Below are 14,404 nucleotides of genomic sequence, written 5' to 3'. Positions count from 1 at the left end.
AATTGTAACGCCCACTTTCAACGCAAACCAAGTCGCTACTACCACTCGGTCGTCTCCACTCAGGGCTGCGATTTCAATTCACGGACACGCAGGTCACGCCAACGGACTTCGTAGGGGCCCTCACCTTCTTTGATGCCATGGACCTGTAGACCCAGGAAACCGCTCAGGCTGGAGTCTGGGTCGCGAATGTCGGCAATGGGGACATCGTTGACCCAAGTTTGTAAACGAGTTCCACGGGCTCGGACGGTGTAACGATTCCATTGGCCGTTGCGAAACGCATCCAGCACAGGATGCTCTTTTGTGATCCAGTTTCGCCCCGTGCCCTCGCTGTAGAGATACCCCGATTCCCCAGGTGCGTTTTCGATTTCCACTTGCGGACCGTGAACGCGGCCGGACTTGTAATCGGGTTTGCTCTGTGAACGAATCTGCACGCCACTGTTGAGTCCCTCGTCGACTTTGACCTCAAAGGTCAACTCAAAATCGCCGAAGTTTTTTTCCGTGCATAGAAAGGAATTCGGGCTACCGATCGCGGTCTTTCCGACGATCACGCCGTCTTGGACTCGAAAGGTTGCCGTGCCGTTCTTTTGTGTCCAACCGGTGAGGTCCGTGCTGTTGAACAGTGGCGTCCAACCAGCGGCGGTGATGTCGGGGATTTTCTCGTCGCCGGGGACATCTGTTTGTGCGTCGGCATCCGCTGTATCGTCGTCCGATGGCTCACTGGAGGATGCCGGTGCTGCGGGGTCTCGCACGGCGGGTGTTTCGCTGGTGAGCATCGATTCGCTGACCGGGCCTTGAGTCACGGTGCCCGTGGCCGCCCATTCGGCTCCACGAGCGAGAGAGACCTGAAACGCGAGCCCTTGCATGGCCGTTACATCGTGGCCCAGGGTGGTGTGAAAACATCGGCCGCCGCCATATTGAATCGTCATCAGGATGGGTTCGTGGTTTCCACTGCCGCCGGTCGATGTGTCGCTCTGCGCGGTGGCCAGCACATGCATGTTCTCCGCAGGACCTCGTAGTAGTGCGTACAATTCGTCTTCCGTTTGCATCCACGAACTTGGCAAACCGGCCGTGATCGGATGCTGGCTGTCTCGAACGACGATCATGAACGGCGTGCGTTTGCCGTGAGAACCGCCGCGACCTGGTTCGGTGTTTCGCACAAACGTTTTCTTGTCATCGTTCCAACGAACGTAGGGACCGCTCTTTTCATTTCGGCCACCCCAACCTCCCAGACCGATCATGCGGTTGTACGCCCGCCAATTCGAGAAAGCGTTGTCGGCTGCGTGAACACAAACGAAACCGCCTCCCTCGGCGACGAACTGCTCAAAGGCCGCTTGCGTTTCCTCGCTCCAGGGTTCGCCGTTGTAGTTGGAAACAACGAGGTCGTAGTCCGCGAAGTTCGGGGCAAATGAATTCATGTCGCCACCTTTGCCGGGGGTTGTTGCCACATCGACTTGAAACAACCCGGTGCCGACCAACGTTTGCTGAATCAGTGGCGTCGTGGTCTGCCACTTGTGATTGTTCTGCCCATCGATAATGAGCGTCTTGATCGGCGTTTTCTCCGTTTCTGCACCTAGCACACTTCCGGCAAAAGGGCTGATCAGCAAAGTCAGGAAAAAAACGAAGGGAAAGGACAGGTGCGTCGTCGAGACTCGATTCATCGTATCCGTGGGAGTGGTAATGTGGGGAGGGAATACGGATTGGCGGTGCGGCATAGTTTACCATGAGGCGTCGCGTGATCAGGTGCCCACCGACGCCGTCTGTCGCTGTTTTTTAATCTTCCGTAGGATGACGCGGTTCGTTGAACCGCGTCAGTTTGGCTTTTTGGCACCCCAATTCACTGTGTCGACGTCGCTTCCTGGCCAACACCAACCAAACCGCAAGCATCCGGAATCCTTTGAAATGTTTGACTTTGCCAGATCGCCGTACCCGATGACTCGAATGCGTCGGATTCGTCGGCACGATTGGTCGAGGCGATTGGTCGCCGAACACGCGTTGGGCGTGAACGATCTGATTTGGCCGTTGTTCGTACATGACGGTCAACAACCGATCGACGTGGAGAGCCTGCCGGGAGTGCAGCGACTGAGCGTCGATGGTGTTTGTCGGGCGGCCGAGCAAGCGTGCGGTTGGGGCATTCCAGCGATCGCTATTTTTCCCGCGACACCGGCCGAATTGAAAACAGAGGAAGCCCGCGAAGCGGTCAATCCCCAAAACTTGGTTTGCCGTACCGTGCGTAAGATCAAAGCCGCCGTGGGCGACTCGCTGGGGGTCATCTGCGATGTTGCCTTGGATCCCTACAGCATTCACGGCCACGACGGAATCGTTCGTGATGGGGATGTGGTCAATGATGAAACGGTAGAGGTCCTGAAACAACAAGCGGTGGTGCAAGCCGATGCGGGATGCGACATCATTGCACCCAGTGACATGATGGACGGGCGGATCGGTGCGATCCGCCAAGCTTTGGAATCCAACGGACATACCAACGTCCACATCATGTCGTACGCGGCCAAATACGCCAGTGCGTTCTACGGGCCGTTTCGCGATGCAGTGGGCAGCAAGGGGAATCTCGCCGGTGCCAGCAAGAAGACTTATCAACAGTCGCCGTCGCAGACCGATGAAGCGTTGCACGAGGTCGCGTTGGATCTAGCGGAAGGTGCCGATAGTGTGATGGTCAAACCCGGGATGCCCTACTTGGACATCGTCGCACGAGTGAAGTCCACGTTCGGTGTCCCCACGTTTGCCTACCAAGTCAGCGGTGAGTACGCGATGCTGGCCGCGGCGGCCGAGCGAGGTTGGTTGGACAAGGAAGCGACGGTGCTGGAAAGCCTGCTGGCGTTCAAACGCGCCGGTGCCGACGGCGTGCTGACTTACTGGGCACCCCAAGTCGCCCAATGGCTGCACCGAGATGTCCAGGATCAGTGAACAGACGGAATAAGAGATGACGGGGAATAGACGCTGCTTGAAGAATCGAAGAATCAAGGACCGTCTCATCCAAGCTACCATGACGGACGTCTGGAACCACTCCCATCACCTTTGCTCAAGGCATTCAACAAACGCCAAAAAGCGTTGCCAATCAATGAGGCGTCTGCGGGGTTGGATTGACCGGTTGGATTGACCGGTTGAATTGACCGGAGCGATGGAAGTTCAGTAACGGATAGAATGATCGATGTGAAACTTGCAGCCTTGCTGAAAAAAACAGGTTGGACGCCTGTCGGTAGTGCGAAACCATTCTGGTCCTGTATCTTTTTGCCCAAGCATCTTTTTGCCCATGCTGGCTATTCTCAGCCACAACGTGTTCCGACCATACTGGAGGCTAGTGCATCGTCCAGTCTTGGAACGTGGGTTCGGTAGATGAGCCGTTTTGGCGATAGCCACGGTTTTCGTGACACAACCGTGGCTATCACCAAAACGGCTAACCCCAAAATCAAGACCGGACGATGCACTAGCCTGGAGAATTCATAACCCGACGCGTCAGCGAGGGATTTTCCCGTTATCCCTCGCTGACGCATCGGGTTAGGGAATCTTCAAGCCACATTAATTCGTTCCCGCAGCACTAGCGGTTTAGTTGTCAATCGGGTTTGGGGCTTGAGCGACGAAGGTGTCCAAAAACGCCAGGATGGCTTGTCGATCGGGCAAAGGTAGGCTGAGGAATCGATCGCGTGTGCCCGCAGCTTCGCCATCGTGCATCGCGATGGCTTCCAGCACCGTCTCGGCGCGTCCGTCATGCATGTAGGGTGCTGAATCTCTTAGTCCCCACAATGGAGGTGTCCGCCATTCTTGGTTGAAAAGGGTCGGTTGTAGATGAATTCTGGCATGCTTTTGCAGGACGGGATCATTGGCGTCGTCAGAAAGTTTCTTAGTACCCAATGGCACGATTCTCATGCTTTCGCTTATCGAACTGGGAGCGACGAACAGGAACTCGCGAGGTCGTGATGGCGTTCGCGTCGTTCTTGTTTCAGTACTGAGCGTGATGGCGGTGGTTTGGCCGCCGTAGGAACCGGTCGCAGTCGACACTTCTGCGAACGAGCTTGCTTGAATGACCTCGGTGACTGGAGTGATGCGAATGATTTCTGGTTCGGCGTGATTCAAGTCGTACAGATACGGCCCCATGTCGTGCAACAAGAGATCAGAATAGATTCCCTGCGCCGGGCCCATCTGCGGTACGTGGCAGATCGCGCAGCCGACGGCGGCAAACTGTTGCTCTCCCCTGAGTGCGTTTGCTTGATGCTCTGACTCGCGCGGAATCATGCGAGTCGGCGTGGGAAGGGCGGAGACAAACGCAGTCAAGGAGCGAATTCCGTTGTCATCGATGTCCACCGTTGGATTGCGATAATGGGGCAACGTCGGATCGAGCGGTTGTTCCTTTCGTTTCGTCTTCAATCCCAGCTCTGCCGCGCACGCTTGGTCATTGAAATCCAACAACGTGGCAATGTTCCCGCGCCAACCAAACTTGCCGATTCGACCATCGGGCAGCGTCGCCAAGCGACCGCTGATCTCAGGATGGCGTTTCTGCGCGTTGACTTGACTCTTGAGCAATTTGTCCGGCACTTGATCGATCAGACCTGACCCAAACAATGCCGGCGTGTTTCGCGAGAATACTCTTGCGTTGACTTCAAGGGCGAACCCTCCCATCTCTTGTTTAAAGTGAATCGGATTCATCACAGCCATGCGGACTTCGGGCGCATCGGCTGGTCCGCCATTGTTGGAGTACACCGCGTCGGATGCTGAGAGAAATAGCTCTCGTGCTTGTTGAAAGCTAGGTGTTCCGCCGTGATGATGCAGAGCAAGCGTGTTCACCATCAAACCGTCTGGCTGAATGAAACCTGGATGAAACAGTTTCACCATGTTGCTGATCACATCATCGTCTATCGGACCGCCGGTGATTCGCAGTTTCTCGATTCCGACGGTGACCGCATTGCGGGTCGCGTCACCCGAACCTCCCGTTCCCCCTTGATGATGACAGTCGGCGCAAGATGCGGCGTTGAAGAGAGGCCCCAATCCATCATGGCCCAATGATGGATTCCCAGATGTCCATTGCTTTTCAAAGAGCAATTTTCCCGATGCAACGGCGTCTGGTGAAACGGACATTGCGGACCCTGCCATTGTTAGGGTCAGAGCGACGAAGACCGAGCAAGTGACAGTAGTCACGGAGAATTTCATGGGATTTCCCGTTGAAGTGGAGGCTCGGTGCGTTGCCAGCGTTTGATTCGCGTGAAATGTTTTGCGGGCAAGTCGCCCTCGCGAATCACCACCGGCTCAGCCGTTTTGTCTTTGAAAACCAAGTATCGTGCAAAGGAGGGTACGGTCAGCTGAATGGGTGCTAAGTTTTGGTCTCGCAACAATGTTGCCAAACCACTGATCGAAATGCTCTGAAATGATCCGTCCTGCTCTAACAGTTTTTGCAATTCCGTCCAGCCGATTCCCCGACCCTTCAATGTAGCGGTCGCGGAATCGGCAAGTAAAGCTTTTTTCTGCATTCCCAGATCAGGAACGATCGTGATGACCACCATTTCTCCCTCAGGTTGTTCCATCCACCATGTTCCCCAATCCTCAGTGTCGGATTCTTTGGTCACGACGGGCTGACTCCACATGACCGAAGCAAAATCGACGAACAGTGCGTTCATGTCCGCCCCGGCAAGAAAAGGCAGCAAGGAATCGCAGAACAGTTGGGCGGTTTCAGTATGCTGTTCGACTTGAATCTGGCGGACGGGTTCGGCAGTAACGCTGGGACCAAACCGCAACGTCAGGTCGATTTGGTAGACGGGACGAAAGAAAGAGACGACATCGGACAAGTGTTTTCGTTTGAACGATTGTTCGCCCGGTTTTGCATTGTCCTCATCCTCGATGGGTTCCGGCTCCGCTCCAAACGGATTCTTGAGCGTTTGCTTGGCACTCGCCAATGCGGTTTGCCAACTGCGGTTCAAGCGAGAATTCGCGCGGTCCATCAGCAGTTCTGTCAGCGCCGTTGCGGGATCCATCGGCAAAACGTTTTCACTTCCTTGACGAGTTGAGAGCGAGATCTGCTGTGATACTTCCTCGGCATCCTCGACCAATGCGTGCAGCGTTTCTAGTTCCGGAACACCGAGAGTAAATCCCAACAGCCGATGTTCCCTGTCCAGCATCACCAGCAACACGCGCCGCCCCGGGGGCGGAGCGAGACCGCCGATCAGTTCGGTGGTCAACCCCAGTCGGGCATGCTGGATCACAAAGCGGTCTTTCAGATCGGGACGCCGCTTCAAAAGTTTGGCAACCGTGTCCTCGATGGCCAAACCACACCACGCCGACTTCCACGCAGGCTCGAGCGTTTGTTCTTGGTTGGCATCGTCAGTCAACAGCAAGAGAATCAGAGCATGCTCACCGGTCTCGCTTGGCAACTCGCTCATCGGGGCGATCCAAGGAACACTTTCGTGCGCTCCGCGGTCTTGGGCAAAAAGAGATGAAGCACCCAAGCCAACAAGCTGAATGACAATGAGCAAGGCAGTTTTCACGGCAGCATGATAGGAGACGTGGTACAAGCCGACATTTCAGTGACCAGCCCGGTTTTCAGTGACCAGTATTGTACAGGCATTATTGTACAAGCAATGAAGCAACGTCTGCTAACCTCACCGCGAAGCCAGTCAAAGACGATAGCCGTCGGTCGCGACAGCGCACCGACGGTCAGCTCCACACCGACCGACCCCAAAGGCGGTCGCAGAGGACTGCACCGCATCCCAGCAAAGAAAGCATGCATGCCTCAAAAAGCACGATAAGCCTCAAGAACCCAGGCCGCTGCAACACTCTTTACTACCCTGTGGCTGCCAGTTGCCCAAGCGGGATCGCCCTCCGCGCGTCAATCAAACCTTGCCAGTCCGCACGTGTATGTCACGGTTCGTTCTCGCCACTGAACCGCATTTTGTCAATGCGAATGCGGTCGGTCATGACAAGATTCTGAGTGAAAGAACTTTCGAGAGTTCCACATTTATTGAGATGAATTCGTCAAGCAAGTGGTTTGTGGAATGTGACGCCGCAATGCGAATTCAGTCATTCCTGGTTCGATCGCATCGGCCTTCCGTTTCCAATACTCTAATCCTTTGGGCGGATGATAATGCACGGCCCTGTCTCCAAGATGCCCGGCAACTGCGCACAAGGTGACAAACCGTGGGGAGGAAGCCTGCGAATTCGAGCGTCAAGCTGGATAGCCGCCGAGAACCGTCCGGGTCATAGGGGCAATCCCGCTGATTCGGACAAGGTTCAACGCAATTCGTCTCCAGACGCATTCACGCCAAGACGACCCAACGCAACAACTCTCCCTCTGGGAAGAGTTGGAACGAATGGGGACAGTCCTCACGAATGACTTGCTTCCACGCTCTGCACCCGGGCTTGGCCCGGTGGAAGCAAGACTGATGTGCTACAAAGAAGCGGTCGATTCTCTTGGCTCCCCTCCGGACTCGTGCCGGTGGAAGCAGGACGATCACTGGCCATCTCAAGTCGCGTTCATCCCGTTGCCACTGGCACGAGGCCAGTGGGGAGATGGGGTTCGATTGGCCTGCGGTGTCGTAGCCAGTCAGTCGGATTCACCACCGGCACGAGGCCGGTTGGAGTCTGGTCAAATCGAACGAATGGTAACAGCTATGCGGACGACTTCGTGATTTTCACGAAGACGGAAGCGGCGTCGCAACGTGTGTACGCGAGCGTTGAACGCTTCTTGACCGACCGATTGAAGTTGACCGTCAACCACGACAAGAGCAACATCCGCAAAACGGATGGGCTTGAGTACGTGGGCTATGAGTTTCGTGGCTACGGCGGCCAAATACGGGTCAGTGGTAAGAAGCTGAAGGCATTCAAAGAGCGTGCCTCGGAGATCTTAAGTAGAAACCGAGGCGTCTCGATGGAATTGCGTTACAAGGCTTTCGCATCCTACGCACGGGGCTGGTTAGGGTACTTCGCGTTGGATCAAATGAAGACAACGTTCACCAACTTGGACAAATGCCCCAAAACTGATCAACGCAGGCCGTCGGGTACGCGCCTGTTACTGGAAACAGTGGCGGAAATCGAAGACCCGTCTGAAGAAACTGATGTCGTTGGGCGTGTCTTATCGTGTCGCTCGTGGCTTTGCGATGAGCGGCAAGGGCTCGTGTTGGTTGGCAGGCAGAGCGTCTTTCCACGACGTCAGGTGTCCAGTGAGCTTTATCCAACGAGTATCTGGCCGCTGAGGGCTTGTTTATTCTTGAAGAGTGCTGGCTATCGCTTGCATCCTTGAGGCGAAACGCACTGTATTCATCGATCTAGTGCGGACCCGCATGCTAGGTGTTGTGGGAGGGGTCCCGGGCAACCGGGCCCCTATCCCGATTGGCATGGTTACCCGCCCTCTTGAAGTGCGTGACCGAGTCGACGCCGCCGATCAAGCGAAACGCCTAACATGCCACCAGCAACGCCAAAAGTGACGGACGCGATGCAATTAGCAATGTATCGCAAACGCTTTCGGTTTGCTGTGCGGCGACGTTCAGGGTATGTCGCACCGGAATAGCCATCGTAATTTGGGTCTTCGTACGAACTCCGGTCAAAGTATACGTCATCCGGGCCTGCGAGGTATTCCGTAGCGGTGGCGGGTGCTGAATAGAATTCACGTCCCGGATGCCCGTGGTGCAAGTAGAACCAGCCGAACGCAAAGGCAGTGAAGCCGATCCAGAAAGGGCGGCCAATAACTGGGCCGAGGATGGCGGCTGCAAAGCCATAAAGAATGTAAAGCGTCGTCGCGAGCGAAAGCCCTGATACCCAAGGGCGCGTTTGCAGATTCATCGCCGCAACCGAGAGGGCAGTGTACGCGACGGCAATCAAGGCGAAACGCAGAGAGAGCATAAGTTCAGTCGGGTAACGAATTGAACGAATTGCGATCTATGCAGGCACAGGACGTGCATGCATAGATCGGGCGTTGAGCTTTGTCGGAGGTTGACGTCCCGTAGGACTTGGATCGGAGCGTCCAATCCGCCTCAAAAAGATTCTATCTCAAACGACACTCCCGGTGTCAAACCAGGCAGGTACATCTGCATCGCTTTTGCCGGTTCCGGCCCCGTTTCCTTTGCGACTTCTACCTGCGTTTCCAGGTACCAGTCGTAATCATCCGAACCGTAGTGGGCCGTCCAGAACTCGCGGTGCGACTCCCGCTGACGCTCCGCGTACCACTCCGGACACGTCTCACTCTCCCGCCAGAACAGCTCTTTCCATGTCGGCTTGGGCGTCTCACGCAGCAAGCTTAGCTCGATGCTCCCGCAGTACACGCACTCTGGCAACGATGGAACAGACTCCATCGGCCGTGCCGGTGGTGAATCGACTGACCGGCTAGCACGTAGCAGCGTCTCTCCGAGACGCTACCCCAACGAGCGCAGCGAGCAGTCACGCCGCCATCCGCCAATCTCGTTTAACGCACAGCCGCAGGCGTAGGCGAATCCGCCGACACAACCGAAAACCATCGCCCAACCCATCAGCATCAGCACAGCAAAGACGCCGTTCATACAACACGACTCCCCCGACCGCGAAGTCGGTCATAGAAGATAGCCGTCAATTGCCCCGAAGAACGATCAGCAATCCACTGCCAGACTCTTCACAAACTCAACCAACAGAGACCCGATTAAGTTCAACGTTGGGCATAACCGGGGCGCCGAGGTAAATGGTCCATTCGAAAACACGTGATCGGCGACTCCGTGTTCATGCCTTGCTTATCCGCCCAGTGGGTGCATTGACGAATCAAGTTTCTTAATTGACTTGAATACCCTTGCTTCAGGCGGACGATCATCATCTATGCGATCCAGTAAGACTTTTGCTGCATCAGGTTCAGCTGATTTTACAACTAAAACCCAAGAAGCTCCCGGCCACATCTTACCTACGGTTCCGGAAGTAGTGCGGAACGCAAATACAGCAAATGAACCGTTTAGACTCTTCAATACTTCCGGTGGTGGCGTTCTCTTCCCTGCACTGTAGGCAGCCACAACCTTCTCCAGTGCAGATAGTTTCTCAAGTCCGTCGACGTCAATCCAAAATGGGTGACGCTGAAAATCGCTTGCCAAGAAAAAGACATTCCGAGTCGAAAATTCGGCATGACCGAAAGAGAGTTCGAATTGCAATTCCGATCCAGGGAAGTCGTTGCTAAATGGACCGCTATATCGCAATATTCCGTCCCTGGACTCGCTCCCAATGTCCAGTGGAGTAACGTCATCCCCGGTAGTGACCGTGGCAATCAACTGAAGGACAACGAGTATTCCAGCTCGAATGTTCATGACTAGTCCTGTCGGGTAACGGCACGGATCACGCGGTCGCCGCGAGCGATCCTCCATTTCAATAACCACGACTCGGCGACTCGTCGTGCATCCGATTGTTCCGCGTTGCAGAAATCAAGCTGGGGCGAGTAAGTGTCGAAGCTATGCAGCAAGCACTCACTTTTGCTCAACGAACTCGCCATACCCTATCATCTCACGGCGATTTCGGTAGACCGTCTCGGGTATAAGTGGAATTCGAATCGGTTGAGCCCAAGGTGTGCCGCAAACCCAGCGGTTCGTGCGGGCGTATAGGGTAACATACGGCTCAGTTCCCTGAATATCAACTTGGTAGGCAGACTGAGTGATTGCTTCCAGCAGCTGCTCGTGCGAGCCGGTCTGAAGTTTGATAACTCGCAAGTCTGAAAGGTAGAGTTGGTTTTCAACAACTCCGATTACTTCGACTGGATTTTGCAGCGGCTCGTCGTCAACTACACGTGTGTAGTGAAACCCAACAACTCCGGACATCCAAGCGAGAAGGAGGGCACCCCCAGCTGCGACCACGATCCAGCGGACTGTTTTCATGTGATGCGAACTCGTGGAACGCCCGCGATGTGCGGGCGTCGGGAGATGGGCATCCATGTCAAATTGCTGACCACCGACGCTCCGTACCATCGCATGGTTCTTTCGTCTTCCGATGGCGGAACCGATCCGCGCGGATGCGACCGATGGATTGTATCGTCCGCTGAGACGTCAGTGCAAATCGAGTCTTGGATTCCGCTCCTGATTCTGCCCCGCCGACGATGTGGCCGAAGTCGAATGCCGAAGCCGGACCGTCACACGCGATCCAATGGCGTCAAATGATCGAGTACTGAATCGACCTCGCAACAGATCAGCGAGAGATCGCTTCGCCGAAATCAACGTAAGATTGTCGGCCCCAAGATCATCCAACTCGTTGGATTCGTTGATCAGGTTGATTCGATGCGACCATCGAACACTGCGACGACAGAACTTGTTTATCACCGCATGATACGGGGACAAGAACAGGGATGGGGGATATTTGCCGCAAAGTCTTGCGGGGCTTTTCTGGATTATCCCCACATCGAGCGCCGATGGCAAGTTCTGGTGGGGAGATTCCCCGCCAAATGGTTTTGAAGATCCGGTCTCTCCCCATTTCTTGGCGGATCGAGACACTTCTCTGGTGCGATGACTTGGTTTGGGAGGTTTGGGGATGGGGCACGACGCTCGGCAATTGGCTAAGGATTCTTTCGGGCTGCGGACAGCCGGTGACAAGGATGGCAACGCCCACTTCGGGGCTTGGTGAGGTAATGACGCACTGTTACCCAGGGCGACGCTGCGCTCTATTTTGTCATGTCCCTTCGGGACGGAATCGATTAGGTCCCTCTGAAACGAAAATAGCACCTGCCGTCCCAAGAGACGCTGCTACGTGAAGTGTGTGATGGGGTTCGTGCCCCCTCATCCCCAGCCCTTCTCCCCCAGATCCTGACTCGCTGGAAGCTCGCCAAGATCCGTGGGAGTAAGGGAGCCGTGGTGGGAAGATCGGTGCATTACCGGCATTCGCGAAATCCGCGTGACCGCAGGATGCATCATCACCATTTGCATGAGGACATCAGCACCACGATGATCTACCTGCACTGCTTGAATGACCCTGAAAAGAAAGTGGTCAGTCCGCTGGATCGACTCAATGAGCGGAACGCGGAGCAGAGTGAAGTGCAAGCGAGTGTTCCGGAGCGGATGGCAATGCCGGAGGGCAATCTCAGGATGCCCGAATCGGACCTGGAGGGAGTCCCATCTACCGAATTCAGCAGTATCTGTCGCTGCCTCCGCAGCTTGATGGGGTGATTGTCGGTCGGACGTGGGGCTGACGCCCCACGCTTTATGCTGTCGCTGCTTACGCAGCTGGGGGCGGTCACGCGCAGAGGAAGTTTTCATGTTCCATGGACAACATCAAGCGATACGTTTGGTCGACATGGCAAAGTGCCGTGTCCCCAGGATCGTTGTCTTCCTGCCTTCGATTCTTCTTGCCTGTAGATTGGAACTGGGTGGCGCGGGACGGTTGGTTACCTCGCTGCGCTCGTTGGGGTTAGCGTCTCGGAGAGATGCTTCTACGTGACGTGGCGTATTGGGTTTCGTGCCCAGCCCTTCTCCCCCAGATCCTGGCTCGCTGCAGGCTCGCCAGGGTTTGGGGAGAAGGGGGGCAATGGATTTAAGGTGTGGTGATGAGTGTGGTGCTGAGCGGCTGAAGCCTGGACACCATCGCGGGCTGCTCGCTGAGGTGAGCGTCTCGGGGAATGTGAAAAAAATTGTTGCTGCAAATGACCGTGAGGCGGTCTCAGACGGTAGCCGGCGATAGAGCGCAGCGATCATCGCCGGTCGATTCGGTCTCGCGAGAACCGACCCCGAAGGCGGTCGGAGCCCAGGTTCCGAGTAGTCTGCGACACCCTGCGGGGTCGAATCAACATGGTCGTCGCGCACCACGGGTGCGCCTTCGGCGACCCGTGGCTACCTTCTGCGATCCCTTGCGGGATCCAATTTCGCTCTCACGAATCAGTACCCTTACAGCTGGGTAATCAAAGACGTCAGCAATACATTTCACATTCCGAGAGACGCTGCTACGTGAAGTCTCAGATGGGACCTGAGCACTTGGTCAGCGAATTGACAAAGTGTACCGTCCCAAATTGTTCCTTGAGATCAACAATGATTGATAGGCATGGGAGCACCGGAAGTCCAGCTTGCAGAATTCTCCGTGACATCACCAAATGCGACCGATTGATTATCGTAGAATATGTGTTGAGGGCTGATCACCGTCCTCGGGAATGTCTTTCAATCGAAGCAGTGACGATGCAGGTAAAAGTGTTCTTGAGCAGCACGCGGGGCGACATGGATCAGGATTGTCGCGAGTGGGTGCTCAACGTGGTTCGCGACAACGCATCGGCTGTCGAGATGGATCACTGGGTGATGGACTCGGACGATGACGAACAGTCGGTGGTGGATCTGTGCTACCAAATGATTTGCGTTCAAAGCACACACTTCCTGGGCCTGTTTGGATACCGGCGAGGATGGGTGCCCAGTGTCCTGGAGCCGACACGGCGCTCGATCACGGAAGCCGAATACGACTGGGCCAATGAGACGGGCAAGACGCTGGCGGTGTTTGTGCCCAACGCCACGACCAAGTTTGCTGACGAATTGAGAAGACGAGCTGGCAGTCAATCGGAACGCGAAGCGAACGAGCAAAAGCAATTCTTAGATCGTGTTCGTAGAGAATCCCTTGGATGCCTCGAGTTCAAGGACCCCGGGCATTTGGTGTCCCGAGCGATTGACACGGTGCGTTCCTGGCAGGGGGGCGGCTTGCGCGCGATGGTGGCCGCTGATCGCCGCAACGCGAGAGGACCGAATCCGTCGGAGTACATGTTCTTGGGATGTTCGAGGCAGTTTTTTGCCTTCGAGCAAAGCCTTGAGTTGATCGCATCGCCGCATGTCGCCAAGCAAACCGCATGGCTGATTCATGGTCGAGTCGGCTACGGACATCAAGATCTGATGGAACGAATTTGGCATCGACTCAGTCAGGTGACACGAACCATTCGACGAGTCCGCGTGCCGTTGGGTGTGGCTTGGCGGGAGGACCATTGTGCGGCAGTGTGCTCCCTGATCGGACGCGAGCTGGCGGTTGACGACTGCAACAACATCGAAACGGTCGCGTTTCATCTTTCCAAGGTGCTGGACTCGGTGGACGTGCTGTTGGAAGTTCAGATGGTGCAGCGATTTGCGGGGTCTCTGGATGGGTTTGTTCAGAACATGTTGCAACCGCTGATCCGACAACTACACGGCCGACACAAACGACGGCTCTTGACGTTGATCGGACTGGAGCACAAAGAGTCGAGCGGTGAGCCCTGGAAAACCTTGCTCCAAGAGCCTCCGGTGCCGGGCGACGAAGAAACACTGGATCCAGGAAAACTGATCGAGCTGCCTATCCTGACACCTTTGACGACGAGTGAAATCGCCACGTGGTTGCGGAGGTTCAAGAGCGAGGAAGACGCCTACGAAATCGCATTGGCGTTGACCGAAGAAACAGAGGGGCGACGAACATTTGTGCGTGAGCGTCTGGCAGACCCCAGCCTTTGGACCATTCAAAGTATTTGAGACCCCGAGAGTAAAGA

The 14,404-nt window shown here is 55.5% G+C and carries 13 protein-coding genes; 5 read left to right on the top strand and 8 right to left on the bottom strand.

The genetic code is table 11. From position 1 onward, the window contains the following. Positions 1 to 59: 59 nt before the first annotated feature. On the bottom strand, positions 60 to 1,658 hold the full coding sequence (locus Pla52nx_RS04530; protein ID WP_146520027.1) for a family 16 glycoside hydrolase: 1,599 nt from the start codon (positions 1,656 to 1,658) through the stop codon (positions 60 to 62). Positions 1,659 to 1,899: 241 nt separating this feature from the next. Here Pla52nx_RS04530 and hemB point away from each other — a divergent pair, with 241 nt between their 5' ends. Beyond that, positions 1,900 to 2,919, top strand: coding sequence for a porphobilinogen synthase (gene hemB / locus Pla52nx_RS04525; protein ID WP_231741964.1), 1,020 nt, complete (start codon positions 1,900 to 1,902; stop codon positions 2,917 to 2,919). Positions 2,920 to 3,558: 639 nt separating this feature from the next. Here hemB and Pla52nx_RS04520 read toward each other — a convergent pair. Both Pla52nx_RS04520 and Pla52nx_RS04515 read right to left on the bottom strand, forming a co-directional pair. Continuing rightward, positions 3,559 to 5,085, bottom strand: coding sequence for a di-heme oxidoredictase family protein (locus Pla52nx_RS04520; RefSeq protein ID WP_231741965.1), 1,527 nt, complete (start codon positions 5,083 to 5,085; stop codon positions 3,559 to 3,561). Positions 5,086 to 5,153: 68 nt separating this feature from the next. Then, on the bottom strand, positions 5,154 to 6,380 hold the full coding sequence (locus tag Pla52nx_RS04515) for a hypothetical protein (protein ID WP_197454574.1): 1,227 nt from the start codon (positions 6,378 to 6,380) through the stop codon (positions 5,154 to 5,156). Positions 6,381 to 6,578: 198 nt separating this feature from the next. On the opposite strand from Pla52nx_RS04515, the gene Pla52nx_RS04510 reads away from it, so the two are divergent. Together Pla52nx_RS04510 and Pla52nx_RS04505 are read left to right on the top strand one after the other, a co-directional pair. Continuing rightward, entirely contained in the window at positions 6,579 to 6,746 is a 168-nt protein-coding gene (locus tag Pla52nx_RS04510) for a hypothetical protein (protein ID WP_231741966.1), read from the top strand. A gap of 635 nt (positions 6,747 to 7,381) precedes the next feature. Then, the gene (locus tag Pla52nx_RS04505; protein WP_342190334.1) at positions 7,382 to 8,236 is read left to right on the top strand and encodes a group II intron maturase-specific domain-containing protein; all 855 of its coding nucleotides are present in this window, start codon (positions 7,382 to 7,384) and stop codon (positions 8,234 to 8,236) included. A 98-nt stretch (positions 8,237 to 8,334) separates the two neighbouring features. On the opposite strand, the gene Pla52nx_RS04500 is transcribed toward Pla52nx_RS04505, so the two are convergent. The 5 genes from Pla52nx_RS04500 to Pla52nx_RS04480 all read right to left on the bottom strand — a co-directional run bounded on the left by Pla52nx_RS04500 (position 8,335) and on the right by Pla52nx_RS04480 (position 11,267). After that, a complete protein-coding gene (locus Pla52nx_RS04500) occupies positions 8,335 to 8,835 on the bottom strand; it encodes a hypothetical protein (protein WP_146520030.1) in 501 nt (166 codons plus the stop codon). A gap of 131 nt (positions 8,836 to 8,966) precedes the next feature. Further along, positions 8,967 to 9,284: a hypothetical protein gene (locus tag Pla52nx_RS04495; RefSeq protein ID WP_146520031.1), complete on the bottom strand. Its 318-nt coding sequence runs from the start codon at positions 9,282 to 9,284 to the stop codon at positions 8,967 to 8,969. Positions 9,285 to 9,692: 408 nt separating this feature from the next. Beyond that, positions 9,693 to 10,250, bottom strand: coding sequence for a hypothetical protein (locus Pla52nx_RS04490; protein WP_146520032.1), 558 nt, complete (start codon positions 10,248 to 10,250; stop codon positions 9,693 to 9,695). Positions 10,251 to 10,406: 156 nt separating this feature from the next. Next, on the bottom strand, positions 10,407 to 10,811 hold the full coding sequence (locus tag Pla52nx_RS04485) for a hypothetical protein (protein ID WP_146520033.1): 405 nt from the start codon (positions 10,809 to 10,811) through the stop codon (positions 10,407 to 10,409). A 168-nt stretch (positions 10,812 to 10,979) separates the two neighbouring features. Further along, positions 10,980 to 11,267: a hypothetical protein gene (locus tag Pla52nx_RS04480; protein WP_342190333.1), complete on the bottom strand. Its 288-nt coding sequence runs from the start codon at positions 11,265 to 11,267 to the stop codon at positions 10,980 to 10,982. A 561-nt stretch (positions 11,268 to 11,828) separates the two neighbouring features. On the opposite strand from Pla52nx_RS04480, the gene Pla52nx_RS04475 reads away from it, so the two are divergent. Further along, entirely contained in the window at positions 11,829 to 12,089 is a 261-nt protein-coding gene (locus Pla52nx_RS04475; protein ID WP_146520034.1) for a hypothetical protein, read from the top strand. Between the two features lie 999 nt (positions 12,090 to 13,088). Then, positions 13,089 to 14,387: a DUF4062 domain-containing protein gene (locus Pla52nx_RS04470; RefSeq protein ID WP_197454576.1), complete on the top strand. Its 1,299-nt coding sequence runs from the start codon at positions 13,089 to 13,091 to the stop codon at positions 14,385 to 14,387. The last annotated feature ends 17 nt before the right edge of the window (positions 14,388 to 14,404 follow it).

The sequence above is a fragment of the Stieleria varia genome, from assembly GCF_038443385.1.
Lineage (GTDB): Bacteria > Planctomycetota > Planctomycetia > Pirellulales > Pirellulaceae > Stieleria > Stieleria varia.
The sequence above is the reverse complement of the archived record's forward strand: the minus strand, read 5'-3'. Positions and strand labels throughout refer to the sequence as shown.

Bases quoted from the DNA above. Each gene is read 5' to 3' on its own strand.
- Pla52nx_RS04530 (WP_146520027.1), bottom strand. From the start codon at position 1,658: ATGAATCGAGTCTCGACGACGCACCTGTCCTTTCCCTTCGTTTTTTTC.
- hemB (WP_231741964.1), top strand. From the start codon at position 1,900: ATGTTTGACTTTGCCAGATCGCCGTACCCGATGACTCGAATGCGTCGG.
- Pla52nx_RS04520 (WP_231741965.1), bottom strand. From the start codon at position 5,085: ATGTCCGTTTCACCAGACGCCGTTGCATCGGGAAAATTGCTCTTTGAA.
- Pla52nx_RS04515 (WP_197454574.1), bottom strand. From the start codon at position 6,380: ATGAGCGAGTTGCCAAGCGAGACCGGTGAGCATGCTCTGATTCTCTTG.
- Pla52nx_RS04510 (WP_231741966.1), top strand. From the start codon at position 6,579: ATGAAGCAACGTCTGCTAACCTCACCGCGAAGCCAGTCAAAGACGATA.
- Pla52nx_RS04500 (WP_146520030.1), bottom strand. From the start codon at position 8,835: ATGCTCTCTCTGCGTTTCGCCTTGATTGCCGTCGCGTACACTGCCCTC.
- Pla52nx_RS04495 (WP_146520031.1), bottom strand. From the start codon at position 9,284: ATGGAGTCTGTTCCATCGTTGCCAGAGTGCGTGTACTGCGGGAGCATC.
- Pla52nx_RS04490 (WP_146520032.1), bottom strand. From the start codon at position 10,250: ATGAACATTCGAGCTGGAATACTCGTTGTCCTTCAGTTGATTGCCACG.
- Pla52nx_RS04485 (WP_146520033.1), bottom strand. From the start codon at position 10,811: ATGAAAACAGTCCGCTGGATCGTGGTCGCAGCTGGGGGTGCCCTCCTT.
- Pla52nx_RS04475 (WP_146520034.1), top strand. From the start codon at position 11,829: ATGCATCATCACCATTTGCATGAGGACATCAGCACCACGATGATCTAC.
- Pla52nx_RS04470 (WP_197454576.1), top strand. From the start codon at position 13,089: ATGCAGGTAAAAGTGTTCTTGAGCAGCACGCGGGGCGACATGGATCAG.